Source organism: Enterobacter sp. CPE_E1241 (genome assembly GCF_045618265.1).
In the GTDB taxonomy this organism is placed as follows: Bacteria; Pseudomonadota; Gammaproteobacteria; order Enterobacterales; family Enterobacteriaceae; genus Enterobacter; species Enterobacter adelaidei.
The window spans coordinates 2016284-2041730 of the sequence record NZ_JBIWYV010000001.1; the positions used below are offsets into that span (position 1 = coordinate 2016284).

Here is a 25447-nt window from a genome sequence, read left to right on the forward strand (position 1 = left end):
CCGGTATCATTAGGGGCGGTGACTCATTTGTTAATTTTGAATTTGTGACTCACTCATTTGGTTTTTTTATTAATTTACTGTTAACTAAATTTTTTCAATTAGTTAACAGGGTGAAAAATGAGAATGAGTGTCAAACAGTTACGCGCGTTTTTAGCGGTAGCTCACACTCTGAATTTCGCGCACGCCAGCGAACGGCTAAATCTCTCTCAGCCAGCACTGAGCCTGACGATTAAAGGTCTTGAGGATGTGCTGGGAGGGCCGCTGCTGCAGCGGAGCACGCGTAAAGTGGCGTTGACACAGGAAGGGGAGACGTTTTTGCCCATGGCGCGGCAACTGCTTGCCGACTGGGATAACGTCGAAGAGGCGATGCATCAGTGTTTTACGCTACAGCGTGGCAAAATCTCGGTCGCGGCCATGCCGTCGTTTGCCGCGAATGTCTTACCGGAGGTACTCAAAGCCTTTCGCGATCGCCACGCCGGGATCAACGTCACCGTGCATGATGTCATCAACGAACACGTGATCGAGATGGTTCGGGAAGGGCGGGTGGAGATGGGGATCGCGTTTGAGCCGGCACCCACGCATAACCTGCTGTTTACGCCCCTGGGTCTCGACAGATTTGTCGCCATTGTGCCGAAAGATTCCTCTCTTGCCGGTAAAAAACGCTTGTCATGGGAAGAGCTGCTGACGCTGGATTTCATCACCCTGCAGCGGCCCTCAGCGGTACGTCTGATGATGGAAGAGGAGCTGGCCCGAAGCGGCAGAAAACTGGATGTGGCGCTGGAGAGTCATCAACTGGTGACGGTGGGGCGGATGGTCGCCAGTGGATTGGGCGGCAGCGCTGTTCCGGCATTGTGCGAAACGCAGATGGCAGCGTTAGGCGCGGTCTGTATTCCACTGGATAACCCGCTTATTGAAAAATGCATTGGCGTGATCCATCCAGGGCACACGCAGCTTTCAAAAGCGGCGCGTGCCCTGCTGGAAACACTGAAGGATTTTTATCAGCCTGGTCAGGGGGCGAGAAACACCTGCGGCGTGGCGTAATCTGGATGTCTGCCGACGAGCACTTCTGCCCCGTACCAGTGTGCCAGCGCATCAGCCTGCAAAACAGCTTCAGGTACGCCTTCGCAGACCAATCTGCCATTGTGTAACAGCAGGATCCGATCCGCCCACAGCGCCGCCAGATTAAGATCGTGCAGCACGACGCAGACGTGGAGATCTCCCTGATGGGTCAGGGATTTCAGCAGGCGCAGCAGATGTTGCTGGTGATAGAGATCCAGCGCAGACGTGGGTTCATCAAGGAACAGCCAGCCGCGCGGCGCACCCTCGTGCCACAGCTGCGCCAGCGCCCGCGCAAGCTGGATCCGCTGCTGTTCCCCACCGGAGAGTGCGGCAAACTGCCTGCCCGCCAGCGGTAAACATCCGGTAATCTGCATCACCTCCTGAACAACTGCGGGTTCGGGGTAGCGAGTCCAGGGAGCGCGGCCCATGCCGACTACCGCCTCCACAGGCCAGTCGAAGCCGAGCTGCGTGTTCTGGCGCATCACCGCCCGGCGGCGAGCGAGTCTTTCCGGCTGCCAGGCATTGAGGGGGATATCTGCCAGGTTGCACTGCCCGCCAGTAGGGTTTAAATAGCCCGTGAGCAGCCGCAGTAACGTCGATTTTCCGGCGCCATTCGGGCCAATTAACGCCACCATTTCACCCATGGATAAATCCAAGGATACCTCGTTTATAAGCGTCCGGTGTCCGGTGTGGAAATCTATTTTTTCTGCACAATAGCGTTCAGCCATGCTCGCCTCCACGACGAAAGATCAGCCACAGAAACCACGGCGCGCCGAGAAGGCTGGTCAGCAAACCAACCGGCATTTCCGCCGGGGCGACCAGGGTACGAGCCACCGTATCCGCAATCAGCAGCAGTGCCGCGCCGGCGAGTACAGATCCGGGGATCACCGCCCGGTGATCTGCCCCGAGCCACATGCGCATCAGGTGGGGGACCACAAGACCGACAAAACCGATAACGCCACTGACCGCTACCGCAGCGGCGACCAGCAAGGCGCTACACAGCAGCAGGATCCGCTGCACAACCGCAACCTCCACACCGAGATAGTGCGCTTCTTCTTCACCTAATTGCAGTAAATTGAGCGCGCTGGCAAGACGCCATATCACCAGAAGAGTGGGCATCATCAGCGAGGTGACGGCCAGCAATGTTGACCATTGTGCCTGGCCGAGGCTGCCCATACCCCAAAGTGAAAGCTGGCGAAGCTGTGCATCATTACTGAGCCATGACAGCACACCGACGGCTGCCCCGCACAGGGCATTAATGGCGATACCTACTAGCAACAACCGGGAGAGCGAGCTGTTACGCTGCTGGCTGAGAAGGAAAATCACGAAAGTGGCAGACAGCGCGCCGAAAAAGGCCGCGATCATCGGGGCATAAAGCATGACCAGTGCAGGTAACGAGAGCGGAATAACCACCCATAACGCAACGGCAAGCGCCGCACCGCTGCTGATCCCGAGCAGGCCCGGATCTGCCAGCGGGTTACGAAATAACCCCTGCATTACACAGCCTGCCAGCGCCAGTGAACCCCCAATAACCAGCGCCAACAGCACTCGGGGCAGGCGTATGGTCAGCCAGATCTGACGCAGCGCATCATCGCTGCCGTTCCACAGCAGGCTGACCGGTAGATGCAACGCGCCAAAACCGGTCGCCACGATCGTCATCGTCGTGAGGAGTGCGGTCAGTATCCACAGTGACAAGGTGATCCGTCGGGACATCAGGGTAGTTGCTCCGCTCTGACGCGCAACTGCTGAATTGCCTGCGGCGTTCGCACGCCAAAGCCCAGAAGCGCCATATCATCAATTGCCAGCAGCTGCTTGTTGCGTCCCGCCGGCGTTTGCGCCAGACCCGGCAGTTTCCAGAGATTGTCTTCACCGCCCAGCGCGTTGATACCCTCCTGAGAAATCACCACCAGGTCGGGCTGGCTGGCAATCACGCCCTCCTGTGACAGCGGTTGATAGCGGGTAAAACCTTGCATCGCATTTCTAAGCCCCGCCGCCTGAATGGCGGCATCCGCTGCGGTCTGTTGTCCGGCAGCCATTGCGGTCATCCCTCCATGGTTGAGGATAAACAGCACCCGCTTGTTGAGTGGCGAGGCGGGCAGGGCGGTCAGGGCCTGACGTAACGTGTTACGCAGGATTTCTCCCTCAACCTCGCGATGTGTCGCTTGCGCGATGACCCGCACCTTTTCATCAATGACGCCCAGCGCGTTACTTGCCGGAACAGTGACGACCCTGATATGGCTTTGCTCAACCTGTTTTAATGCCAGAGACGGTTGCGCCTGGGCGCTTGCCAGCACCAGGGTGGGACGCATGGACAAAATGCCTTCCGCATTCAGCTGGCGCAAATATCCCACGTCAGGCAGATCGTTTGCTGCCTGTGGCCACTGACTGGTACTGTCGCGAGCCACCAGAGACGACTGTGCGCCAAGGGCAAAGACAATTTCCGTCACGTCGCCGCCAAGCGTAACGATTTTCTCCTGCGTGGCGGCAAACGCCATCAGGGGCAGGGCGCTGAGAACGGCGAGCCATTTTTTCATGCGGCCAACCCTTTCGCCGTTAAGGCGTCAATCTGGCTACGCCATTGGCTCTGTTCCGGCTCGCCTTCGGTACGCTGACCATACAGCTGAGCGATTTGCGTGCCGTCGGCGGCAAACAGCTCCAGGCTAGTGACATGCCCGTCAGCCGTCGGTTTGCGCGTGACCCACGTTTCCGCAATGGCTTCTTCAAGCAGATGCAGGGTAAAGGTCGGGTTAAAGATGTTGAGCCAGCCTTTCATCGGCACCAGCTTTTCCACCGCGCCGGTGAAGATCTGCACGCAGCCGCGGTTGCCGACAAACACCATTATTTCGTTGCCGTCCTGGCGCGCCGTCTCCAGCAGCTGCGCCAGCGCGGAGTTCTCTACCCTGCAGGCCAGATCGTCACCCACCAGGTTAAACGCCTGCTGGCGGCTGAGATTGTGGCGCTTCAGCAGGCCGAAGAACTGGTGCACGTCGGTCATGGCGCGCCACTCTGTGTCCACGAGCGCGGCTTGCGCGTTTTCTGCGTGAACCGGGACATCGGCCACCTTTAACGCCAGCGGTGGATTATCGGCAAAGATAAAGCGGCGCAGTACGTCGCTCCAGGCGGATACGTCGGTGCTATCGGTGGCGTAGACCTTCAGCAGCGCATCACCCTGATGGTCGAAGAACTGGATGCTCTGACGCTCGCCGCGCGCGGTAGCTTCACTGATGTGAAAAACGCTCGCCCACTGATTGAGGAACAGACGCAGATCCAGTCCGCGTGGGTTCAGTACCAGCCCGGCGTGACCGTGGAGATGCTGATTGGTGAAGGTCCCTACCTGCTCGTGAACGGCATGGTCATTGCGGCAAATGCATTTGGTTTCGCCCACGGCTTCCAGCGCGCCAAGGATATCGCGGATCTCACCGTTCAGGCGCCAGGTATCGTGACCGACGCGGGCAAAGGTCAGTTCAGCTTCACTGATGTTCATTAAACCTGCGATGTCACGCGCGTACTTACCCGGGTTTTCTTCTTTTAGCTCAAGCCAGCGTGTGTAGTGATTCATTGTTTCGTCCTTCTTCATGGATGCCCCGGTGAACCGGGGCGAGGGGGTTACCACTGATAGCTTACGAAAATCTTGCCGTTGCGACCGTCCTGCGGAATACCCTGCGGTGACCAGTATTCTTTGTCGAAGGCGTTACCCAGCACCACCGTCGTTGTGATGCCTTTCAGTTGTGCCTGACCCTGATAGCTGACGTAGAAATCGTTGACCGCGTAGCCAGGCTGCTTTTTGTAACTGCTGCTGATGTGCGTTGAACGGTCAACAAAGGTACCTATCCAGCCCACGGAGAAACCGCTTTGCGCTACCGGGATATCCAGCTTGCTGGTGACGGTGTCCGGGTTAATGCTGGAGATGTACTCTCCCGTGTCGGTATCTTTCCCGCGCGTGCGGTTATAGGCCAGGTCAAGGTTGAAGATCTCGGCGGAGTATTTCGCCATGACGTCCCAGCCCCAGATTTTGGCATTGGGAACGTTATAGGACATGGTGGTCGCCGCCGCGAAATCGACGGTAGTGGAGATGTAGTCTTTGGCTTTCGTATCGAAATAGCTCGCTTTGAACTCCAGCGCATCGTTCGCCAGCATCAGATCGTCAAAGCGCAGACCAAAACCGAACTCCTGAGTTTCATTGGTCTCCGGACGCAGGTTCGGGTTTGGCACCCAGTAGTTGGTATAGAAGCGGCCTATCGAGAAGTGCTTCGCATCGTTATACATTTCACCCATGGTCGGCGCGCGGAAGGCCTGCGCGTAAGAGCCGAACAGCATCAGCCAGTCGGCTGGGCTGACGGTTAAGCCGGCGCGGGATGACCACTTATCGGCATCCACATCGTCATAACCATCACTGCTGCCGCGATAGTTGTCATAACGCGTCCCCCCCAGAAGGGTGATGGGCAGATCGCGCAGGGTAATTTCATCCTGCAGCCAACCGGAGCTGAAGTCGATTTTTGCGTCCGGGAAACCGGTCGTCGCACCGCCCGGGCTTTGCTCCTGGCGGTAATATTCTCCGCCGTAGGTCAGGAGGTGTGAGGCAAAGGAGTCGCTAAACAGTCGGGTGCGGTTTTCCACCTTCCCACCTCTCGTGGTTTGCTTGCGGAATTCACCGCTGCCGTTGATGTTCTGGGCGTTAATGCGCGCTTCAGACCAGTAGATTTTGGCATCGGCGTTCAGCCAGTCATTGCCTTCCGGCGCGATGTTGTAGCCCAACTGAGCGTCACGCTGGATGGTGGAACGGTCAGTCATGGGGTTGCTGGAGGCATCCGCTTTAATGGTTTGCGGATTTTTGGGTTCCTGTGCGTCGTTGTTATAGTAGCGCAGGGAGCCGCTCAGGGTCTGCGCCGGGTCGATTTTCCATCGACCTTTTGCCAGCATGTTGTTAATGGATTCATCATTTGGCGCTGCTGTCCCGTTGCTCTGACGAATGTCACCCCGGTCACGGCTCGACCAGGAGACCAGACCGTCCAGTGTGTCGGTGCGGCCATACGCGCTGGCCCCCATTCCGAGGCTATGATCGCCCGTTGCACCCGTAGCAAATACGCGGTAGCCGCTGTTTTTTCCCGGCTCCAGCAGGTCTTTGGCGTCGGCAGTATCATAGGAGATCACGCCGCCCAGCGCACCACTTCCGTAGAGCAGGGCGGATGGTCCGCGAACCACTTCAACACGTTTAATCAGCGACGGATCGAGGAAGGTGCTGTTCAGGTGGCCGGTATCGGTTCCCTGGCGCACGCCGTCAACCAGCACCAGCACGCCGCGGCGGTCATAGCCGCGCAGGTTCACGTCCTGCCCGTTGGTGCGCCCGGTACCGTCCAGTGTGAGACCAGGAACGTTACGCAGCAGGTCGGCAGCAGAGCTGGCGGTTTGTTTCTCCGGCGCGCTGGCGTCAATCACGCTCACCATCATCGGAGCTTCAAAGGCGCTGCGGGCGTTGCCCGTGGCGGTGACGGTAATATCATCTGCGGCAGCAAACGCGACGCCCGGCAGGGTACTGACGACTGCCAAAGCCAGAATTGACGGGCGTAAAGACGCGGAATGCAGGTATGGCATAGCAACTCTCCATTAAGAATCGAAAGCGCTGGCTGCCTGGGGAACACCTGGGTGGCTGGCGAAGTTATCGTGTTGTTTATTTAGTCAGGATCAGTTTTCCGGCATGGGTCTGGCGTAGCAGGTAGTGCTGACCGTCATGCTCGATAATCACCCGCCCCTCATCGCCGAGCAGGGCTTTGCTGTCAATCCGACGCTCGGTGGAGGCAGGGGCTGTGTGTGTTTTTTCTGGCGTTGCCGCGTTGTTATCCGTACGTGACATAATGTTTATAAATGACAATCAATGTAACAATGATAATCATTATCAATAAACTGTAAATTCACAGCAAGCGTTTTTGTGAAAAAAGGGTGAGAGGATCAAATTTGGGGGTGAAGTGCAGCTTGATGCCCTCACCCCGCCCCTCTCCCTTTGGGAGAGGGAGAAGGAGAAGGGCTGGATTTTAGAAGCGCGTATCTACCGCAGAAGCCAGTTTCTCCAGCAGCAGTTCGCTGTCTTCCCAGCTCAGGCACGGGTCGGTGATCGACTGTCCGTACACCATCTGCTGTCCGGCAACGATCTTCTGCGTGCCTTCCTTGATGAAACTTTCGGCCATAATCCCCGCGATGGCGGTTGAGCCGCTGCGGATCTGCTGGCAAACTTCATCGCACACATCCAGCTGGCGGCGATGCTGTTTCTGACAGTTACCGTGGCTGAAATCCACCACCAGATGTTCCGGCAGGTCGAACTCTGCCAGCGTTTCACAGGCGGCCGCAATATCTTCCGCATGATAGTTGGGTTTCTTCCCACCACGCATAATGATATGCCCGTACGGGTTACCGCTGGTCTGGTAGATGGTCATGTGACCGCTCTTATCCGGCGACAGGAACATATGGCTGGCACGGGCAGCGCGGATCGCATCTACCGCGATACGGGTGTTACCGTCAGTTCCGTTTTTAAAGCCGACCGGACAGGAGAGGGCGGAGGCCATCTCGCGGTGGATTTGGCTTTCGGTGGTACGTGCGCCAATTGCGCCCCAGCTGATGAGATCGGCGATAAACTGCCCGGTCACCATATCGAGAAATTCGGTCGCCGTTGGTACGCCCAGTTCATTGACCTGCAGGAGCAGTTTGCGCGCCAGCTCAATACCGTGGTTCACGCGGTAGCTACCGTTCAGATCAGGATCGGAAATCAGGCCTTTCCAGCCCACTACGGTCCGCGGTTTTTCAAAGTAGGTTCGCATCACGATCTCAAGGCGATGCTGGTATTTGTCCCGCAGCCCCTGAAGTCGTTTGGCATAATCCATTGCGGCATCCAGATCGTGGATGGAGCAAGGCCCAATCACTACCAGAAGACGTTTGTCTTCACCATTCAGGATTTTTTCAATGCGCCGGCGGGAAGCCGTGACATGTTCCGCAACGGTGGCGGAAACAGGATGCCGCAGTGCCAGTTCAGCTGGGGTAACCAGGCTGTCGATGCGCGCAGTGCGGAGTTCGTCGGTTTTATTCATGGAATGTCTCAGAAAATTTTTGCTTCATCGGCAGACTACCGGGAAGTGATGGGCATCACCTTAAACCAATCCCTGCTGATTTCAAGTTCGGGGCGACACCGCCCCGTGGTTGCCGATGATGATACCTGAATCTGAGCTAATGTACTAGCATATTAGTACATGCGACGATTAAGCCCCATGATGTCGAGAATTTTGGTGGCAATTTCTTCAACCGAATAGTTGGTGCTGTTCAGCCACGGGATCTGGTTTTTGCGGTACAGCGCTTCCACTTCGGAGACCTCCATCCGGCACTGGCGCATGGAGGCGTAGCGGCTGTTCTCGCGGCGTTCTTCGCGGATGGCGGCAAGGCGTTCCGGGTTGATCGTCAGGCCGAACAACTTATGTTGCAGAGGCTTAAGGGCGGCAGGTAGCACCAGGTTATCCATGTCGTCAGCAATAAAGGGGTAGTTTGCGGCACGAATACCAAACTGCATCGCCAGATAGAGGCTGGTTGGCGTTTTGCCGCAGCGCGATACGCCAAGCAGGATCACCTGCGCCTGGTCAAGATTACGCAGCGAGATACCGTCGTCATGTGCCAGGGTGTAATCAATGGCAGCGATACGCGCATCGTACTTGGTCAGATTGCCGGGGTTTAGCCCGTGGGTACGATGAGCGATCGGGGTCGGGTCAAGCTTAAGCTCGCTTTGCAGCGGAGCCACCAGCGCCTGGACGATATCCTGACAGAAGCCTTCACTTTGCAGAATGATGGAGCGAATCTCGGGGATCACGATCGAGTAGAACACCAGCGGGCGGACGCCGGTCTGCTGGTAGATGGCATCAATCTGGTCCTTCACCGCTTTGGCGCGGCTCTCATTTTCGACAAACGGCAGCGTGATGCTGTTAATCGAAACGGGAAACTGCGACATCACCGCATGGCCCAGCACCTCGGCGGTGATCGCCGTACCATCAGAAATATAAAAAACGTGGCGATCGACAGCATTATCCATTTTACTCACCCTGAATATCATACCTAATTGCCTGAAAGCATAAATTAAAAAAGTAAATTACACAGCAAAGAACTTATCTTAATTATAAATGAAACGATGTTTTTGATTTTCCTGAAAAGTGGATTTCATTTTTCAAATAGCGACTTTATTTTTGTGGTTTCTGGCTGAATATATAGGAATCATCGGGTTCGTGGGTGATGGGAAAGTATCCGAAAAGTTGAAAATTTAAATTGCTTACACGATTCACCGTTTTTTTAGCGCTAATAAATATGCCACTATAAATACGTAGTCAGGTGTTACTTACTCCGATCAAATATCACAAAAGGATTGTTTCGATGTCCAACAATGGCTCGTCACCGCTGGTGCTTTGGTATAACCAACTCGGCATGAATGATGTAGACAGAGTTGGGGGCAAAAATGCCTCCCTGGGTGAAATGATTACAAATCTGTCGGGTATGGGTGTCTCCGTACCAAACGGGTTTGCCACAACTGCCGATGCGTTTAACCTGTTTTTAGACCAGAGCGGCGTGAACCAGCGCATTTACGACCTGCTGGATAAAACGGATATTGATGACGTTACCGAGCTTGCCAAAGCCGGGTCACAAATCCGCCAGTGGATTATCGACACACCTTTCCAGCCGGAACTGGAAAAAGCCATTCACGATGCGTACAACCAGCTCTCTGCTGACGATGCGCAGGCCTCCTTTGCCGTGCGTTCTTCTGCAACCGCAGAAGATATGCCAGACGCCTCGTTTGCCGGGCAGCAGGAAACCTTCCTGAACGTGCAGGGATACGATGCCGTGCTGGTGGCGGTGAAACACGTGTTCGCTTCCCTGTTCAACGACCGTGCCATCTCTTATCGCGTGCACCAGGGCTATGACCATCGCGGCGTAGCACTTTCCGCAGGTGTACAGCGTATGGTGCGCTCGGACGTGGGCTCATCCGGCGTGATGTTCTCCATTGATACCGAATCCGGCTTCGACCAGGTGGTGTTTATCACCTCCGCGTGGGGTCTGGGTGAGATGGTGGTTCAGGGGGCGGTCAACCCTGATGAATTCTATGTCCACAAACCAACGCTGGCTGCTGGCCGCCCGGCGGTGGTGCGCCGCACTATGGGCTCGAAAAAAATCCGCATGATCTATGCCCCAACCCAGGAGCATGGCAAGCAGGTTAAAATTGAAGATGTACCGCAGGAGCAGCGTGACCGCTTCTCCCTGACTGACGCTGAAGTACAGGAACTGGCGAAGCAGGCGGTACAGATTGAAAAACACTACGGTCGTCCAATGGACATCGAATGGGCGAAAGACGGGAACACCGGCAAGCTGTTTATCGTGCAGGCGCGTCCGGAAACCGTCCGCTCTCGCGGCCAGGTCATGGAGCGTTATACGCTGCACGCGCAGGGTAAAATCGTTGCGGAAGGTCGTGCTATCGGTCACCGCATCGGTGCTGGTCCGGTCAAAGTGATCCACGACATCAGCGAGATGAACCGTATTGAGCCAGGCGACGTGTTGGTGACCGACATGACCGACCCGGACTGGGAACCGATCATGAAGAAAGCGGCGGCTATCGTCACTAACCGTGGCGGTCGTACCTGTCACGCGGCGATCATTGCCCGCGAGCTGGGCATTCCTGCGGTTGTCGGCTGCGGTGATGCCACTGAGCGCATGAAAGACGGACAGAATGTGACTGTCTCCTGCGCCGAAGGCGATACCGGCTATGTGTATGCCGATATCCTCGACTTCAGCGTGAAAAGTTCCAGTGTTGAAACCATGCCGGACCTGCCGCTGAAGATCATGATGAACGTCGGTAACCCGGACCGCGCGTTTGACTTCGCCTGCCTTCCGAACGAAGGTGTGGGCCTGGCACGTCTCGAATTTATCATCAACCGTATGATCGGCGTTCACCCGCGTGCACTGCTGGAGTTTGATGATCAGGACCCGAAACTGCAGAACGAAATCCGCGAGATGATGAAAGGCTACGACTCACCGAAAGAGTTCTACGTCGGCCGTCTGACTGAAGGGATTGCCACCCTGGGTGCTGCCTTCTACCCGAAACGCGTGATTGTGCGTCTGTCTGACTTTAAGTCTAACGAATACGCCAACCTGGTGGGCGGCGAGCGCTACGAGCCGGAAGAAGAGAACCCAATGCTGGGCTTCCGTGGGGCTGGACGTTATGTGTCCGAAAGCTTCCGCGACTGCTTCGCGCTGGAGTGTGAAGCGGTGAAACGCGTGCGCAACGACATGGGACTGACCAACGTCGAAATCATGATCCCGTTTGTGCGTACGGTGGATCAGGCGAAAGCCGTTGTGGACGAGCTGGCGCGTCAGGGGCTGAAGCGCGGCGAGAACGGGCTGAAGATCATCATGATGTGTGAAATCCCGTCCAACGCCCTGCTGGCTGAGCAGTTCCTGGAACACTTCGACGGCTTCTCGATCGGCTCGAACGACATGACGCAGCTGACGCTGGGCCTGGACCGTGACTCCGGCGTGGTTTCTGAGCTGTTCGATGAGCGTAACGAGGCAGTGAAAGCGCTGCTGTCGATGTCCATTCGCGCGGCGAAGAAACAGGGTAAATACGTCGGGATTTGTGGTCAGGGTCCATCCGACCATGAAGACTTTGCCGCATGGCTGATGGAAGAGGGGATTGATAGTCTGTCCCTGAACCCGGACACCGTAGTGCAAACCTGGCTGAGCCTGGCAGAACTGAACAAGTAACACCACCATAACCCGAAAAGGCGAGGAGATTATTCCTCGCCTTTTTTATTTCTCTTCTTATTTGCTCCCCATCACAAATAAAGTAAAAAACCAAATATCATAATTTGTCTGTTAATTTAGACAATTGTTAGCGCGCAAACCGTTGCTAATACTTGAGCCTTACTGCGCATTTCCCTATCGATGATGCGCAACTGGTTGAAATACGTTTTAACCTGATAAAAAGGCAAATAACAATGACACTTTCCTCTGTATTGCGTACCAAAGATAAAATAGGTTACGGCTTAGGTGATATGGCCAGTGCGCTGGTCTGGCAAACGGCTACGTTATTTCTTGCTTATTTCTATACGGACGTTTTTGGGTTGCCCGCCGCGATTATGGGCACCATGTTTTTAGTGGTACGCGTGGTCGATGCGTTTGTCGACCCGTGCATTGGTGCACTGGTCGACCGTACGCAAACGCGTCATGGTCGTTTCCGTCCCTGGTTGCTGTGGTTCGCCATTCCGTTTGGCGTGAGTTGCCTCATCACCTTCTATGTTCCGGACGTGGGACCGACCGCGAAAATTGCGTATGCCTGCGTGACCTACGCGATCTTAAGCCTGATTTATTCCGCGATTAACGTACCTTACTGCGCCATGCCCGGCGCGCTAACGCTGGATCCGCGCGAGCGTCACTCTCTGCAGTCATGGCGCTTTGGCCTGTCGTTTATCGGTGGGTTGATTGTTACGGTTATTGCCCTGCCGCTGGTCTCATTGTTAGGACAGGGCAACGTGCAGAAAGGCTATTTCTATGCCATGAGCCTGATGGGACTACTCGGGATTGTCCTGTTCTTCTGCTGCTTCCTGATGACTCGCGAGCGTTATTCTCCGCGCAATGATACCTCCGGCTCCATGCTCACCGATTTAAAACTGCTGGCCGGAAACAGCCAGTGGCGTATTGTGTTCGTGTTTAATATTTTGCTGTTAACGGCGGTGGTGACGCGCGGTTCCGCCACCATGTATTACGTCAACTATGTGCTGTTGCGTCCGGAGCTGGTTTTTGCCTTTATTGTTTCCGGAATGGTGGCCTCCTTAAGCGGCGCATTATTATCCGAACGGTTGCTGGGCAAATTTGACCGCGTCCGGGCCTACCAGTGGACCATTATTTCCTTCGTCATCTTCGGCGCGCTGATTTTCTTCCTTCCCCCTTCGCAGGTCTGGCTGATCTTTGGCCTCAATATTGTCTTTAGCTTTGTGCAAAACCTCACCACACCGCTCCAGTGGACCATGTTCTCCGATGTGGTCGACTACGAAGAGCACAGAAGCGGTCGTCGCCTGGACGGGCTGGTTTTTTCCACCGCGCTGTTTGCCATCAAATTTGGCCTGGCGCTGGGTGGGGCGGTCGTCGGCTGGGTCCTTGGTATGGTGGATTACGCCCCGGGACAGGCAACTCAGGCACCGCATGTCCTCTCTACCATTAATGCACTGTTCACCCTTATCCCTTGCGCGTTGTTCCTCTGCATGGTCGCGCTGCTTGCTATCTACAAACTTAACAGCCGGCTGGTGGATTCCATTGCCCGGGAGCTGGCCAGCAAACGTGAGGTGAGACCTGACACGGGGCAACTCAGCCCGGCAACCCCTTCCGCACTACAGGAGTAAAACATGACAGCTATCTATAAGGACGCGGGACGTCCAGTACACGAGCGCGTCGCCGACTTACTGGCACGTATGACCCCGGAAGAGAAGTTTGCCCAGATGCATGCGTACTGGCTGATCCTCGATGAAAACGGTAACCATCGTGAGCGCAGCGATCTGAGTGACGAATTCTCCGGGGTGAGCGAGCAGGCTTCGCTCAGTGAACGGCTAAAGCTTGGCGTCGGGCAGATCACCCGTCCACTGGGTACCCATATCGTCGACGCGAAAACTGGGGTGCGTGCCGCTAACCGCCTGCAGCGCATGATGATGGAGGAGACGCGTCTCGGCATACCGGCGCTGTTCCATGAAGAGTGCCTGGTGGGGCTGCTGTGCAAAGACGCTACGCTGTTCCCGTCGTCGCTGAACTACGGCTCTACCTGGGATCCTGAACTGGTACAGCGCGCGGCAGAGCAGATCGGTAAAGAGGCGCGGTCCGTTGGCTGTCAGCAGGGGCTGGCGCCGGTGCTGGATGTCTCTCGCGATGTCCGCTGGGGGCGTACCGAAGAGACCTTTGGTGAAGATCCGTGGCTGGTGGGGGTGATGGCCACCGCCTACGTGAAGGGCTTACAGGGCGATAAACGCGATCTGCTGGCGACCCTGAAACATTACGTGGGTCACTCGTTCAGCGAAGGCGCGCGCAACCATGCGCCGGTCCACCTCGGATTCAGCGAGCTGAACGACACCTTCCTGCTGCCGTTTGAAATGGCGGTCAAGCTGGCAAACGCCGGTTCGGTTATGCCCGCGTACCACGATATTGATAACCAGCCGGGGCACAGCGACAGCTTCCTGCTGACCACCGTCCTGCGCGAGCAGTGGGGGTTCGACGGGATTATTGTCGCGGACTACGGCGGCGTCAGCCTGCTGCACCAGCACCACGGGATTTCCCACGACGCGGCCGAATCCGCTGCGCTGGCGTTCAACGCCGGGCTGGATGTCGAACTGCCGAAAGATGACTGCGCGCGCCATCTGGCAGAAGCCGTTGAGCGTGGACTGATCTCCATGGCCAAAGTCGATGAAATCGTGAGGCGCGTACTGACTGAAAAATTCCGCTTGGGTTTGTTTGAGAAACCGTATGCCGATGAACATGGCATTGATCTGCAGAATGATGTCACCCGCCAGGTCGCGAGGGATGTGGCGACCCGTTCGCTGACGCTGCTTGAGAATAACGGCATTTTGCCTCTGGGCGGTAAACCCCGCATGGCGGTGGTGGGGCCGACGGCGGACGACCCGCTCGCGCTGCTCAGCGGTTACAGTTTCCCGGTGCATTTGATCATCAGCGATATGGTGGAAGAGACCTCGCAGGTCACGACCCCGCGTGCGGCGCTGGAGCATTATCTTGGTGCCTCACAGGTCCGCTACGCCAAAGGGTGTCACATTATCGAAAAACGGATGGCGGGCGCGCCGGTCTTCCCGGGCGACAGCGGCGGCAAACCGATGCAGCAGTCGCCGGTTTCTCAATGTACTGATTTGATCCCCGACGCTGTTAACGCTGCGCAAGAGAGTGATGTTGTGGTGGCTTGTGTTGGCGACCTCGCCGGATTGTTCCAGAGCGGCACGGTAGGGGAAGGGTCTGATACCGATTCTCTGAATCTGCCGGGTGTGCAGCAGCAACTTCTGGAGGCGCTGGTAGCCAACGGCAAACCGGTGATTGTCGTGATGACCGGAGGGCGGCCATACAACCTGCAGGGACTGGAAGACAAAGTAGCGGCACTCATTATGGCCTGGGCTCCAGGGCAGGAAGGGGGCTGGGCGATTGCGGACGTACTGACAGGGCGTGCGGAACCGCAAGGGCGTCTGGTAGTGAGCGTGCCGAAAAGTGCCGGGGCAATGCCGTATTACTACAATCACAAGCTCAAAAGTGGCGGTACGCCGTTTGCGTTCCATTTCGGATCTCGTTATCCGTTTGGTTTCGGCCTTGGCTGGACGCAGTTTAACTGGGGAACGGCGAAAGTGGTGGCATCCAGCGTGCCGGTTGACGGTGAGGTGACGCTGAGTGTGGATATTACCAATACCGGAGAACGCAGTGGCAGCGAGGTGGTGCAGGTTTACGTCAGGGATAAGGTTGCCACGCAGGTACGGCCACTTCAGGAGCTAAAGGCATTCCAGCGCGTCACGCTCTCGCCGGGCGAAACCGCCACGCTCACCTTTATGCTGCCAGTTGAGATGTTCAACTTCACCCGTCGGGACGGAAAACGCATTGTTGAGCCGGGTGAGTTTGAGTTGCAGATTGGCGCATCGTCGACGGATATCCGCGAGGTGGTGACGGTTAATGTGACAGGTGAAACGCGGGTGCTGCCTGCGGAGTGGCGGATGCTCAGTAGCTGTCAGGTTAAGCGCGCAAATGAAGGCATTGCGGTGTGTTAATCAATCGGGAGCAGATCGGTTACCTTTGTTCCTGAAGGAAAGAATGTTAAAACAAGCCCCTGATGGGGCTTTTATGTTTAAAACTCTCTTGAAAGAGTAATGTACCCGTTGAACCTTATAGAGCATTCATCTTTATTCATAAGGCTTGTGGCAATAAAAACAGATTTCTTCCCTACTTTGTTTGTATATGTATATTTTACAGTTATAGATTTCACCTCATTTTCATAATAGCTTGAGAAGTAAATTTTGTTATAGGTTTCTTCTGATTTGTCTTTGGCTGGTGCATTATTGAAATCAACCCTTGCTAGTGATTCCGCATAGATTTTAGATATTGGTGAAACATCAATGATTTCTACTTTTGCTTTTGTCTCGTCTAAAGTTGAAGTGTCTATTTTCAAATCTTTTGAAAGTGCGTCAAATAAAGATGACTCCATTGATAAACCAATTGAGGCACAGCCGTAATCTTTTGCTGAAGACACCACAGGAACAGTAATAAATATACACGCTAGTAGTTTTTTAAACATAATCAGCCTTCCACTACTAAAATTTTATCTGTACTGGCATCAATGAGTTTACGATAGGGTAATATCAGGACAATACATCCATTCGAAGCGTCACTAAGTCCAGATGAGTTATCACCATGTATCAAAAAACCATCACGCCCACACATTTTATTTTCAGGATAGGGTGTTAGCCTCATAGTCCATGCTTTAGTTTTCGGATGGCTGAAAGCAGGACCGATAGTGTAAATCCCTCTGGGAAGGGGACCTTTATTCTTAACACACTCATTAGCTGAATCATTCTTAAACCCGGGTTTACCTGAATATTTAGCATCAAATTGATAGGTCCCATTCAGATAAAAGCTATGTGAGCTTATTTTATATACCCAAGGCATTATGCTACCTCCTTGTTACCGTCCCATAAATCAGAATGTATTATATTACCGTCTAAATAGTGCCATGTTATCTTTTCATAGGCTAAATAGAATTCTTCAAGATGATTGTGCTTTTCAAATGTAGGATTTTTAATATCAAACGTAAAAGGCTCTATTTCATTAATCCTGACAGCATCCATTGTTACGCGGAAATATTCTTCCTCTTGTCCGTTGTAGTTAATACGATAGAACTTTAACACAGCCTGTTTGAATTTCTTACCCGATGATACACCTTGATAGAGGTAAGGGGATGAACAGTCTACTTCTTTGATTAGTGCATAGTCACAGTGGATACGCTTAGCTGTGGGTTTTCCTGTAAGGTTATCAGTAGGCAAATCTACGCTGTGCATCAGTTCCACAATCTCTATCGAACCCTCTCTACCATGAACGTCTACAGATCCTTTTAATTGATTTCCGGCATCATCAATCAGCCACAAATAAACAGGTATAGCCATTTATTATCCCTCCGTTTGGAATGGGACATATTAGCTATAAAGTTAGTAAAATCAATTATTTAGATTGTTAATGAGTTGGGGCTAATTATCATTGAAGAGAGAGAAAACGTCGTGCTTTAACAGCTTCACGACATTTCATAAACCGCTGTTTTTAAGATAAAAAAAAGCCCATCGTGGGAGATGGGCAAAGACTACACACAGCAATTCGTTGTTTCACTCAGGGGATTTCCATGCTTATAAACCAAGGTGTTGATTTATAACCGTGTGCTAATACTAGGCATTGTGTTATTTAGCGTCGATCAGATTCGTCTCAATAGTTAAAGAGACGTAAAGATTTCTTGAGGTTAGCAGCAGATTTAGTGCAGGGAAGGTGGGTCTGACCAGTGCTCAATGAATAAATAGTTAAGTATTGCTTAAGTGTTAAGGGCCGGGTAAGCATATCTTACCCGGCACTGCGGTTACGGACTGTTCTTATCTTCGAGCTCTTCCAGCTCATTCAGGATGAGGTCCGGGTCAGTACCCGGTGGCGGCACTTCATGCACCCAGGCGGAGAACAGACGCCATGTCACGGCGAGAAGCACCGGGCCAATAAACAGGCCAATCATGCCAAAGGCAATCAATCCACCAATAACGCCTGAGAGGATCAGGATCAGCGGCAGGTCAGCACCCATGCGGATGAGTATTGGACGAATGACGTTGTCCATCGTACCAACCACGCAGCTCCACACCAGCAGAACCGTTCCCCACGTGGTATCACCTGTCCAGTAAAGCCAGATGATGCTGGGTATCAGCACCAGCAACGGTCCCAGTTGCGCAAGACAGGTCGTCAACATCACAACGGTAAAGACGGTGGCGTACGGCACACCGGAAATTGCCAGACCGATACCGCCCAGTATCGCCTGCACCAGCGCCGTTACCACAACGCCAAGCGCAACCGCGCGCACAGCCTGTGCAGCCAGCAGTACCGCTGCGTCACCCCGTTTGCCCGCCAGACGGGTAGCAAAATGACGAACACCCAAAGCAACTTGCTCACCACGCCAGTAGAGCAGGGCACTGAAGACCAGCATCAGGGTACAGTGCATCATAAAGCGACCAATATGCGCCGCCTGTCCCACAAACCAGGTGGTGGTGGTACCAATATAAGGACGCACTTTCGCCATCAACGCGCTGCCGCCCATCTCCAGCAGGCTATGCCAGCCGCTATAGAGTTTGGCACCCACCACTGGAATACTGTTTAGCCAGGCGAGATCCGGTAGCGTCAGCTCACCACTGGTAATGGCTCGAATTATCGGACCACTGGAATCCACCAGGCTATTCACCAGTAAAGCAATGGGAATAATAAACAGCAGGAACAACAAGAGTGTCATAACCAGCACCGCTAACCCGCGGCGGCCAAACAGCAGCTTCTGCAAACGCAACAGTAAAGGCCACGTGGCAACGACAACGGTCGCAGCCCAGGCGAAGCCGAGAATAAAGGGTTGAACAATCCACAGACACGCAATAATCATGAGAGCCAGGAACAGCACCGACAGCAAGATTTGCGCAACATCCCTGGGCTGGCGAAGATTGACCATATTTGAAACTTCCTTTAATGAACACCAGCGTGGCTGGCGGGAACGGAAAACCGCGTCTCTCTAATCATTAGTGATCTCGGCGATTTTTGACAGGCGGATTTTGCCCGTAATTCTACGAAGCACATAAGAAAAAAATGTGATAAAACTTTCCAGACACAACGCAAACGATTTCAAATTACTCTAATTAGGGTCGACAGTCATGATCCCACAGATTTCTCAGGCACCTGGCGTCGTTCAGCTGGTGCTTAATTTTTTGCAGGCACTGGAGCAACAGGGTTTTACAGGTGATACCGCCACGAATTATGCCGACAGGCTGACGATGGCGACTGATAACAGTATCTACCAGCTTCTTCCCGATGCCGTTGTTTTCCCTCGTTCAACGGCCGATGTCGCGCTTATCGCCCGGCTGGCAACGCAGGAGCGGTTTGCTTCTCTGGTCTTTACCCCACGTGGCGGTGGCACCGGAACCAATGGCCAGGCGCTGAACCAGGGCATCATTGTTGATATGTCTCGCTATATGAACCGCATTATTGAAATCAACCCTGAAGAGGGATGGGTGCGGGTCGAGGCGGGCGTTATCAAAGATCAGTTGAATCAGTATCTCAAGCCTTACGGCTACTTTTTTGCCCCTGAGCTCTCCACCAGCAACCGCGCGACCCTCGGCGGGATGATCAACACGGATGCCTCCGGTCAGGGCTCGCTGGTGTACGGTAAAACCTCCGATCACGTGCTGGGCGTGCGTGCCGTTCTGCTGGGCGGTGATATTCTTGATACGCAGCCGATGCCGGTTGCACTGGCGGAAACCCTGGGTAAAGATAACACCGCCAGCGGACGGATCTATCGTACCGTGCTGGAGCGCTGCCGCGAAAACCGTCAGTTGATCCTCGACAAATTCCCCAAACTGAACCGTTTTCTGACCGGGTACGATCTGCGTCATGTGTTTAACGATGATCTGACCCAGTTCGATTTAACCCGCATACTGACCGGCTCCGAGGGAACGCTGGCGTTTATTACCGAGGCGCGGCTGGATATCACCCGGTTGCCGAAGGTACGTCGCCTGGTGAACGTCAAATATGACTCTTTCGACTCTGCGCTGCGTAATGCACCTTTTATGGTGGAAGCGCAAGCGCTGTCGGTTGAAACCGTCGACTCCAAAGTATTGAACCTGGCCCGGGAAGACATCGTCTGGCACTCCGTCAGTGAGCTGATTACCGATGTGCCAGATAAAGAAATGCTTGGCCTTAATATCGTTGAATTTGCCGGCGATGACGCGGCGCTTATTGAAAACCAGGTGACGACGCTCTGTCAGCGGCTGGATGAACTTATTGCGCAGGGTGAAGGTGGGGTGATTGGCTGGCAGCTCTGTAACGATCTGGCCGGCATTGAACGTATCTACGCGATGCGGAAAAAAGCCGTGGGGCTACTTGGCAACGCGAAAGGGGCGGCCAAGCCCATTCCGTTTGCCGAAGATACCTGCGTTCCGCCTGAGCATCTGGCGGATTATATCGTTGAGTTTCGTGCCCTGCTGGACAGCCACGGCCTGAGCTATGGCATGTTTGGCCACGTTGACGCCGGGGTGTTGCACGTGCGTCCGGCGCTGGATATGTGCGACCCGCAGCAGGAGATCCTGATGAAACAGATCTCCGATGACGTCGTTGCGTTAACCGCGAAATATGGCGGCCTGCTGTGGGGCGAGCACGGTAAAGGCTTCCGCGCTGAATATAGTCCGGCATTTTTCGGCGAGCAGCTCTACGCGGAGTTGCGCAAAGTTAAAGCGGCGTTTGACCCGGATAACCGTCTCAACCCGGGGAAAATCTGTCCGCCTGAAGGTGTGGATGCGCCGATGCTGCGGGTGGATGCCGTTAAACGCGGCACCTATGACCGACAGATCCCTATCGCAGTACGCTCCTCATGGCGCGGCGCGATGGAGTGCAACGGCAACGGCCTGTGCTTTAACTTTGATGTGAAAAGCCCGATGTGTCCGTCGATGAAAATCACCAGTAACCGTATCCATTCTCCGAAAGGGCGTGCAACGCTGGTGCGCGAATGGCTGCGTCTGCTGGCCGACCGAGGAGTGGATCCGCTCAAGCTTGAGCAGGAGCTACCGGAAAAACGCGCCAGCCTGCGTTCGCTGATTGAGCGCACACGGAATAGCTGGCATGCAAATAAAGGCGAGTATGATTTCTCCCATGAGGTGAAAGAGGCGATGTCTGGCTGTCTGGCCTGCAAAGCCTGCTCAACCCAATGCCCGATTAAGATAGATGTGCCGGAGTTCCGTTCGCGTTTTCTGCAGCTTTATCACACCCGATACCTGCGTCCGGTACGTGACCATCTGGTGGCGACAGTTGAAAGTTATGCGCCGCTGATGGCGCGTGCGCCAAAGACCTTTAACTTCTTTATTAATCAACCACTGGTGCGCAAGCTCTCCGAAAAACATATCGGGATGGTCGATCTGCCGCTGCTGTCGGTACCGTCGCTGCAACGACAGCTTGTCGGACACCGCTCAGCGAACATGACCCTTGAACAGCTTGAGGCGTTAACCCCTGAGCAAAAAGCGAATGTGGTGCTGGTGGTGCAGGATCCGTTCACCAGTTACTACGATGCGCAAGTGGTCGCGGATTTCATCCGCTTGTCAGAGAAGCTGGGTTATCAGCCAGTGGTTCTGCCGTTCTCTCCGAATGGTAAGGCGCAGCACATTAAAGGCTTCCTGACGCGTTTTGCGAAAACCGCGCAGAAAACTTCTGATTTCTTAAACCGTGTGGCGCAACTGGGTATACCGATGGTTGGCGTCGATCCGGCGCTGGTGCTTTGCTATCGCGATGAATACAAGCAGACGTTGGGCGATAAACGTGGTGATTTCCACGTCATGCTGGTGCACGAGTGGCTGCCGATGGCCCTGGAGGATAAGGCTGGTCAGGATGTCAGCGGTGAACCGTGGTATCTGTTCGGTCACTGCACGGAAGTCACCGCGCTGCCGGGTGCCCCTGCCCAGTGGGCCTCAGTCTTTGCCCGCTTCGGCGCGAAGCTGGAGAGCGTCAATGTGGGCTGCTGCGGCATGGCCGGAACCTACGGACACGAAGTGAAAAATCACGCGAACTCGCTCGGTATCTACGAGTTGTCCTGGCATCAGGCGATGCAGCGTTTGCCGCGAAACCGCTGTCTGGCGACAGGCTACTCCTGTCGTAGTCAGGTGAAACGGGTAGAAGGTAACGGGGTACGCCACCCATTGCAGGCTTTACTGGAGATAATTGGATGATCTGGAAACGAGCTGTAACGCTGCAGGCGCTCAACGCCATGGGCGAGGGGAATATGGTGGGACTGCTGGATATCCAGTTCACCCGCATCGGTGACGATGAGATTGAGGCTACAATGCCTGTCGATCACCGCACTCATCAGCCGTTTGGCTTATTGCACGGCGGAGCGTCCGTCGTGCTGGCTGAAACGCTGGGCTCGGTGGCAGGGTATCTCTGTACCGAAGGGGAGCAGAAGGTCGTCGGGCTGGAGGTGAATGCTAACCATATTCGCTCGGTGCGTAGCGGTCGTGTGCGCGGTGTTTGCCGCGCGCTGCACGCCGGAAGTCGCCATCAGGTGTGGCAAATTGATATTCTCGATGAGCAGGATCGTTTGTGCTGCTCGTCGCGGCTGACGACGGCGGTTGTGTAAAGTTTTCAGATGTTTTGCCTTTGGTCAAAAGTTAGCCACTGCGTTGTGATATAGTGGTCAGGTTTTGTACATAAGCGAGGACATCATGGATACTGAAATAACCCCAACACAGCTGGCAATTGAATATTTACGTCGCGATAAGAGCAACCTGTCTCCGGCGCAGTACCTGAAAAAGCTGAAACAGCTTGAGCTGGAATTTGCAGATTTGCTGGCGCTCTCTTCGAATGAACTGAAAGAAGAGATCTACTTTGCCTGGCGGTTGGGCGTTCACGTCCATTGAGTGTATGTAAATGAAAGGGCCGCGATTGCGGCCTTTAATAAACCAGCAGTGGCAAAACGTCTGTGAAAGTTCATGTTTGTCAGAGCCCCATGTTTTGCGCAACTTCCATCTTTACAAGGTTTACCATAGCTACTTTCCTGGGAAAATACTGCGACTATCATGCGCCAGTTTTATCGCATTGTTCTCGAATGTTTCTATATCAAGGTATTCCTGAGCGTGAAATCAATGCATGGAGAGATGAGTCGATAAGTGATGATGAGAACCATCGCCAGCTTTTCGGAGAAGACGCGGCATAATCAAATCATTGATGCCCGCCAGGATCATGCGATTGATAAAATAAATGACGGGGACGACCTGTCTTGCCTGCTGATGATTGGGTAAGGGAAACGAGGCTCGCTGTTGCGAGCCTCATTCATTATCAGACATTCACTGCGTTTATCAACCGCGTTTTCATCGTCTGGTAAGATGAAGCCGCAAAATCCTCCGCCCAGCGCTGATCCTCAATCGCCTCCAGCTGCACCGCGCAGTATTTCGTCTCCGGCGTTTTGGAGATGGGATCGAGGTTGTCCTGCGTCAGTTCGTTACAGGCCCCAATCCACCACTGATAGGTCATATAGACCGCCCCGGCGTTGATACGCTCGCTAATGCTGGCGCGGGTAATCACTTTACCACGACGCGAACGCACCCAGACCAGTTGCCCGTCTGTAATGCCCAGCTTAGCTGCATCGGCAGGGTTCATTTGCACGCGGCCAGGCTCGTCGGCCAGGCTTTGCAGCGCGGCGCAGTTCCCGGTCATGGAGCGGCAGGAGTAGTGCCCCACCTCGCGTACCGTGCAGAGCACCAGCGGGAAATCCGCATCCGGGGTTTCCGCCGGCGCGCGCCACGGGGCGGCAAAGAGCTGCCCTTTACCGGATGCGGTGTCGAACTGATTGCCTTTGTACAGGTACGGGGTTCCCGGATGATCCAGCGTCGGGCACGGCCACTGGACATGACCCATCTCACCCATTTTTTCATACGTCACGCCGAAGAACAGCGGGCACAGCTCGCGCATCTCGTCCCAGATCTGCTGGTTAGACTCGTAATGCATCGGGTAGCCCATTTCGCTTGCGAGCAGGCTGATGATCTCCCAGTCGCGCTTCACGTTGCCGCTGGCCTCGATGGCTTTGCCAAAACGCTGGAACCCCCGGTCGGCACAGGTAAATACACCGCCGTGTTCGCCCCAGGAGGTGGCGGGGAGAAGAACATCCGCCACTTCCGCTGTTTTGGTCATAAAGATGTCCTGAACCACCACAAAGTCGAGGGCCTCAAAACCGCTGCGAACCAGGCCGAGATCGGCCTCGGTCTGAAGCGGATCTTCCCCCATGATGTAATAGGCTTTGACCTTACCTTCCAGTGCCAGGTGTGGCACTTCAGTTATGCGTGTTCCGACACGATCGTCCATTTTGTTGACGTCAATCCCCCACGCATCAGCGAACTTCTGCCTGATTGCCGGGTCCGTGACGTTCTGGTAACCCGGGAACATATTGGGTAGAACCCCCATATCGCAGGCGCCCTGTACATTATTTTGGCCGCGTACAGGGCCAACGCCGACGGCAGGTCGTCCAAGGTTGCCGGTCAGCAGCGCCAGGCTGGAAAGTCCTTTGACCACATCGACAGCCTGACCAAACTGCGTTACACCCATGCCCCACATCACGGTGGCTGAAGGTGCCGCCGCAAAAGTGCGCATCGCCTGGCGAACATCGCGGGCGGGAATGCCGGTAAGATGTTCGACATTCTCTGGTGCGTAGTCTTTTACCGTCTGACGATAGGCCTCAAGCCCTTCTGTAAAACGCGCAACGTAGTTTTTGTCATAGAGTTCTTCTTCCAGCAGCACATAACCAAAGGCGTTCACCAGCGCCATGTTACTGCCGTTTTTCAGTTGCAGATGCTGATCGGCAATGCGCGCCGTTTCAATGCGACGCGGATCGCAGACGATGATTTTTGCACCGTTTTCCCGGGCCTTCAGCACACGTCTGGCGACGATAGGGTGAGAGTCTGCGCAGTTGTAGCCAAAAACCAGCAGACATTTTGAATTTTCGATGTCGTTGATGGAGTTACTCATTGCCCCGTTGCCCAACGTTTCCTGTAAGCCGGCAACGGAAGGACCGTGACAGACGCGTGCGCAGCAGTCGACGTTGTTGGTGTTCAGCACAGCACGGGCAAATTTCTGCATCACATAGTTGGTTTCATTCCCGGTACCACGGGAGGAGCCGGTGGTCATGATCGACCGTGGGCCGTACTGCTCTTTAATGCTGCTGAGTTTGTGGGCGGTATAGCGGATTGCCTCTTCCCAGGTGACGGGAGTAAATGCCTCTCCTTTGTGGTAGCGGATCATCGGTTGGGTCAGGCGTGGGGTGAGGAGACGGGTATCGTTGAGGAAATCCCAGCCGTAAAAGCCTTTCAGACACAGGGTGCCCTGGTTTGTGACGCCCTCTGCCGCTTCGGCACGGATAATACGGTTATTTTCAACGACAAGGTTTAATTTACAGCCTGCACCGCAGTAGGGGCAGACGCTAGCGATCTTTTTCATCAATAACAGACCTGTTAAGAAATGAAGCAAAGTTGGCTGGAAAACCCAGCCCCGTAATCGGAAGTAAGCAGGAACCGTGCCAGGTTGGCTTTGCTGGTTTTAC

General features: G+C 54.6%; 20 protein-coding genes and 1 other RNA gene. 7 read left to right on the forward strand and 14 right to left on the reverse strand.

The features are described 5' to 3' along the window. Positions 1–117: 117 nt before the first annotated feature. Positions 118–1041: a LysR family transcriptional regulator gene (locus ACJ9Y9_RS09840; protein WP_032666815.1), complete on the forward strand. Its 924-nt coding sequence runs from the start codon at positions 118–120 to the stop codon at positions 1039–1041. On the opposite strand, the gene ACJ9Y9_RS09845 is transcribed toward ACJ9Y9_RS09840, so the two are convergent. From ACJ9Y9_RS09845 to ppsR, 8 genes are all read right to left on the reverse strand, one after another. After that, positions 1008–1787, reverse strand: coding sequence for a heme ABC transporter ATP-binding protein (locus ACJ9Y9_RS09845; protein WP_028017237.1), 780 nt, complete (start codon positions 1785–1787; stop codon positions 1008–1010). The two genes, ACJ9Y9_RS09840 and ACJ9Y9_RS09845, sit on opposite strands and share 34 nt — an antisense overlap. Continuing rightward, positions 1780–2772, reverse strand: a complete 993-nt coding sequence (locus tag ACJ9Y9_RS09850) for an iron ABC transporter permease (protein WP_028017238.1) — start codon at positions 2770–2772, stop codon at positions 1780–1782. The genes ACJ9Y9_RS09845 and ACJ9Y9_RS09850 overlap by 8 nt, the downstream gene beginning before the upstream one ends. Beyond that, complete coding sequence (locus ACJ9Y9_RS09855; protein WP_028017239.1) at positions 2772–3593, reverse strand: hemin ABC transporter substrate-binding protein; 822 nt, start codon at positions 3591–3593, stop codon at positions 2772–2774. Before ACJ9Y9_RS09855 ends, ACJ9Y9_RS09850 begins: the two co-directional genes overlap by 1 nt. Beyond that, a complete protein-coding gene (gene chuS / locus ACJ9Y9_RS09860) occupies positions 3590–4618 on the reverse strand; it encodes a hematinate-forming heme oxygenase ChuS (protein ID WP_028017240.1) in 1029 nt (342 codons plus the stop codon). Before chuS ends, ACJ9Y9_RS09855 begins: the two co-directional genes overlap by 4 nt. Positions 4619–4665: 47 nt before the next feature. Further along, positions 4666–6651 (reverse strand): TonB-dependent hemoglobin/transferrin/lactoferrin family receptor, encoded by a 1986-nt coding sequence (locus ACJ9Y9_RS09865; protein WP_028017241.1) that lies wholly within the window; start codon positions 6649–6651, stop codon positions 4666–4668. 76 nt (positions 6652–6727) lie between these two features. Continuing rightward, the gene (gene hemP, locus ACJ9Y9_RS09870) at positions 6728–6910 is read right to left on the reverse strand and encodes a hemin uptake protein HemP (protein WP_028017242.1); all 183 of its coding nucleotides are present in this window, start codon (positions 6908–6910) and stop codon (positions 6728–6730) included. A 178-nt stretch (positions 6911–7088) separates the two neighbouring features. Next, a complete protein-coding gene (gene aroH, locus ACJ9Y9_RS09875; RefSeq protein ID WP_028017243.1) occupies positions 7089–8135 on the reverse strand; it encodes a 3-deoxy-7-phosphoheptulonate synthase AroH in 1047 nt (348 codons plus the stop codon). 152 nt (positions 8136–8287) lie between these two features. Then, positions 8288–9121 carry a posphoenolpyruvate synthetase regulatory kinase/phosphorylase PpsR gene (ppsR, locus tag ACJ9Y9_RS09880; RefSeq protein ID WP_028017244.1) on the reverse strand — a complete coding sequence of 278 codons (834 nt, stop codon included), beginning with the start codon at positions 9119–9121 and terminating at the stop codon, positions 8288–8290. A gap of 335 nt (positions 9122–9456) precedes the next feature. Between ppsR and ppsA the strand changes: the two genes are divergently transcribed. From ppsA to ACJ9Y9_RS09895, 3 genes are all read left to right on the forward strand, one after another. Beyond that, positions 9457–11835 (forward strand): phosphoenolpyruvate synthase, encoded by a 2379-nt coding sequence (gene ppsA / locus ACJ9Y9_RS09885; RefSeq protein WP_028017245.1) that lies wholly within the window; start codon positions 9457–9459, stop codon positions 11833–11835. A gap of 233 nt (positions 11836–12068) precedes the next feature. Beyond that, positions 12069–13469 (forward strand): MFS transporter, encoded by a 1401-nt coding sequence (locus tag ACJ9Y9_RS09890; protein WP_028017246.1) that lies wholly within the window; start codon positions 12069–12071, stop codon positions 13467–13469. A gap of 3 nt (positions 13470–13472) precedes the next feature. After that, a complete protein-coding gene (locus tag ACJ9Y9_RS09895; RefSeq protein WP_028017247.1) occupies positions 13473–15869 on the forward strand; it encodes a glycoside hydrolase family 3 N-terminal domain-containing protein in 2397 nt (798 codons plus the stop codon). Positions 15870–15946: 77 nt separating this feature from the next. Here ACJ9Y9_RS09895 and ACJ9Y9_RS09900 read toward each other — a convergent pair whose 3' ends face one another. The 5 genes from ACJ9Y9_RS09900 to ydiK all read right to left on the reverse strand — a co-directional run bounded on the left by ACJ9Y9_RS09900 (position 15947) and on the right by ydiK (position 18832). Further along, on the reverse strand, positions 15947–16393 hold the full coding sequence (locus ACJ9Y9_RS09900) for a hypothetical protein (protein ID WP_032666816.1): 447 nt from the start codon (positions 16391–16393) through the stop codon (positions 15947–15949). A gap of 2 nt (positions 16394–16395) precedes the next feature. Next, positions 16396–16764 (reverse strand): tlde1 domain-containing protein, encoded by a 369-nt coding sequence (locus tag ACJ9Y9_RS09905; RefSeq protein ID WP_028017249.1) that lies wholly within the window; start codon positions 16762–16764, stop codon positions 16396–16398. Continuing rightward, complete coding sequence (locus tag ACJ9Y9_RS09910) at positions 16764–17258, reverse strand: type VI secretion system tube protein TssD (RefSeq protein WP_028017250.1); 495 nt, start codon at positions 17256–17258, stop codon at positions 16764–16766. The genes ACJ9Y9_RS09905 and ACJ9Y9_RS09910 overlap by 1 nt, the downstream gene beginning before the upstream one ends. A 156-nt stretch (positions 17259–17414) precedes the next feature. Next, positions 17415–17522, reverse strand: an RNA gene (gene rprA / locus ACJ9Y9_RS09915) — antisense sRNA RprA. A 194-nt stretch (positions 17523–17716) separates the two neighbouring features. Then, a complete protein-coding gene (gene ydiK, locus ACJ9Y9_RS09920) occupies positions 17717–18832 on the reverse strand; it encodes an AI-2E family transporter YdiK (RefSeq protein ID WP_028017251.1) in 1116 nt (371 codons plus the stop codon). Positions 18833–19031: 199 nt separating this feature from the next. Here ydiK and ACJ9Y9_RS09925 point away from each other — a divergent pair, with 199 nt between their 5' ends. The 3 genes from ACJ9Y9_RS09925 (at position 19032) to ACJ9Y9_RS09935 (ending at position 22775) form a co-directional block, all read left to right on the forward strand. Beyond that, the gene (locus ACJ9Y9_RS09925) at positions 19032–22088 is read left to right on the forward strand and encodes an FAD-binding and (Fe-S)-binding domain-containing protein (protein WP_028017252.1); all 3057 of its coding nucleotides are present in this window, start codon (positions 19032–19034) and stop codon (positions 22086–22088) included. Continuing rightward, positions 22085–22495, forward strand: coding sequence for a 1,4-dihydroxy-2-naphthoyl-CoA hydrolase (gene menI, locus ACJ9Y9_RS09930; RefSeq protein WP_028017253.1), 411 nt, complete (start codon positions 22085–22087; stop codon positions 22493–22495). Before ACJ9Y9_RS09925 ends, menI begins: the two co-directional genes overlap by 4 nt. 85 nt (positions 22496–22580) lie before the next feature. Next, positions 22581–22775 (forward strand): YdiH family protein, encoded by a 195-nt coding sequence (locus ACJ9Y9_RS09935; protein WP_010430192.1) that lies wholly within the window; start codon positions 22581–22583, stop codon positions 22773–22775. Between the two features lie 418 nt (positions 22776–23193). Here ACJ9Y9_RS09935 and fdhF read toward each other — a convergent pair whose 3' ends face one another. Next, positions 23194–25344: a formate dehydrogenase subunit alpha gene (gene fdhF, locus ACJ9Y9_RS09940; RefSeq protein WP_407226096.1), complete on the reverse strand. Its 2151-nt coding sequence runs from the start codon at positions 25342–25344 to the stop codon at positions 23194–23196. Between the last annotated feature and the right edge of the window lie 103 nt (positions 25345–25447).

Excerpts from the sequence above, each read along its gene's own strand:
- ACJ9Y9_RS09845 (WP_028017237.1), bottom strand. The coding sequence starts at position 1,787 with ATGGCTGAACGCTATTGTGCAGAAAAAATAGATTTCCACACCGGACAC.
- chuS (WP_028017240.1), bottom strand. The coding sequence starts at position 4,618 with ATGAATCACTACACACGCTGGCTTGAGCTAAAAGAAGAAAACCCGGGT.
- hemP (WP_028017242.1), bottom strand. The coding sequence starts at position 6,910 with ATGTCACGTACGGATAACAACGCGGCAACGCCAGAAAAAACACACACA.
- ACJ9Y9_RS09840 (WP_032666815.1), top strand. The coding sequence starts at position 118 with ATGAGAATGAGTGTCAAACAGTTACGCGCGTTTTTAGCGGTAGCTCAC.
- menI (WP_028017253.1), top strand. The coding sequence starts at position 22,085 with ATGATCTGGAAACGAGCTGTAACGCTGCAGGCGCTCAACGCCATGGGC.
- ACJ9Y9_RS09895 (WP_028017247.1), top strand. The coding sequence starts at position 13,473 with ATGACAGCTATCTATAAGGACGCGGGACGTCCAGTACACGAGCGCGTC.
- ACJ9Y9_RS09900 (WP_032666816.1), bottom strand. The coding sequence starts at position 16,393 with ATGTTTAAAAAACTACTAGCGTGTATATTTATTACTGTTCCTGTGGTG.
- ydiK (WP_028017251.1), bottom strand. The coding sequence starts at position 18,832 with ATGGTCAATCTTCGCCAGCCCAGGGATGTTGCGCAAATCTTGCTGTCG.
- ACJ9Y9_RS09935 (WP_010430192.1), top strand. The coding sequence starts at position 22,581 with ATGGATACTGAAATAACCCCAACACAGCTGGCAATTGAATATTTACGT.
- ACJ9Y9_RS09925 (WP_028017252.1), top strand. The coding sequence starts at position 19,032 with ATGATCCCACAGATTTCTCAGGCACCTGGCGTCGTTCAGCTGGTGCTT.
- ACJ9Y9_RS09910 (WP_028017250.1), bottom strand. The coding sequence starts at position 17,258 with ATGGCTATACCTGTTTATTTGTGGCTGATTGATGATGCCGGAAATCAA.
- ACJ9Y9_RS09850 (WP_028017238.1), bottom strand. The coding sequence starts at position 2,772 with ATGTCCCGACGGATCACCTTGTCACTGTGGATACTGACCGCACTCCTC.
- ACJ9Y9_RS09855 (WP_028017239.1), bottom strand. The coding sequence starts at position 3,593 with ATGAAAAAATGGCTCGCCGTTCTCAGCGCCCTGCCCCTGATGGCGTTT.
- ACJ9Y9_RS09890 (WP_028017246.1), top strand. The coding sequence starts at position 12,069 with ATGACACTTTCCTCTGTATTGCGTACCAAAGATAAAATAGGTTACGGC.
- ppsA (WP_028017245.1), top strand. The coding sequence starts at position 9,457 with ATGTCCAACAATGGCTCGTCACCGCTGGTGCTTTGGTATAACCAACTC.
- ACJ9Y9_RS09865 (WP_028017241.1), bottom strand. The coding sequence starts at position 6,651 with ATGCCATACCTGCATTCCGCGTCTTTACGCCCGTCAATTCTGGCTTTG.
- ppsR (WP_028017244.1), bottom strand. The coding sequence starts at position 9,121 with ATGGATAATGCTGTCGATCGCCACGTTTTTTATATTTCTGATGGTACG.
- fdhF (WP_407226096.1), bottom strand. The coding sequence starts at position 25,344 with ATGAAAAAGATCGCTAGCGTCTGCCCCTACTGCGGTGCAGGCTGTAAA.
- aroH (WP_028017243.1), bottom strand. The coding sequence starts at position 8,135 with ATGAATAAAACCGACGAACTCCGCACTGCGCGCATCGACAGCCTGGTT.
- ACJ9Y9_RS09905 (WP_028017249.1), bottom strand. The coding sequence starts at position 16,764 with ATGCCTTGGGTATATAAAATAAGCTCACATAGCTTTTATCTGAATGGG.